This window comes from Streptomyces sp. STR69 (assembly GCF_024519455.1).
Classification (GTDB): domain Bacteria; phylum Actinomycetota; class Actinomycetes; order Streptomycetales; family Streptomycetaceae; genus Streptomyces.
Genome location: NZ_JALJRY010000120.1, coordinates 1 through 280, shown reverse-complemented (window position 1 = coordinate 280; position 280 = coordinate 1). Strand labels below are relative to the sequence as shown.

The 280-nt window shown below is 73.2% G+C and carries 1 protein-coding gene; it reads left to right on the top strand.

Features of this window, described 5'->3' with window-relative positions; all coding sequences use genetic code 11:
- On the top strand, nt 1-280 hold a 280-nt coding region (locus OC490_RS49230), incomplete at both ends, for a hypothetical protein (protein WP_262064581.1).

The window sequence follows — 280 nt, the reverse complement described above, 5'->3', positions numbered from 1 at the left end:
GCGTTCAGCCGAGCGGCCGTTACCGTCCCGCGCCGACCCGCGATGCCGCCGCCGAGCTGCCCGCGTCCCGTGTCGCCGACCCCGCCCCCAAGGACACCTGGCACGGCCTGCGTCCGTACGCCCGCGAGGCTGTGCACCGCACGGAGCGGTTCGATCCGCACGCGGACCAGAGCAACTCGCCCCGTCCGGGGGTGCTCAGCGGTGCGACGACGCTCGTCCGTGCTCGTGTCCGTCGTATCCAGGCGCCCAACGGTCAGTGGGTCCGGGACTACACGCTCAA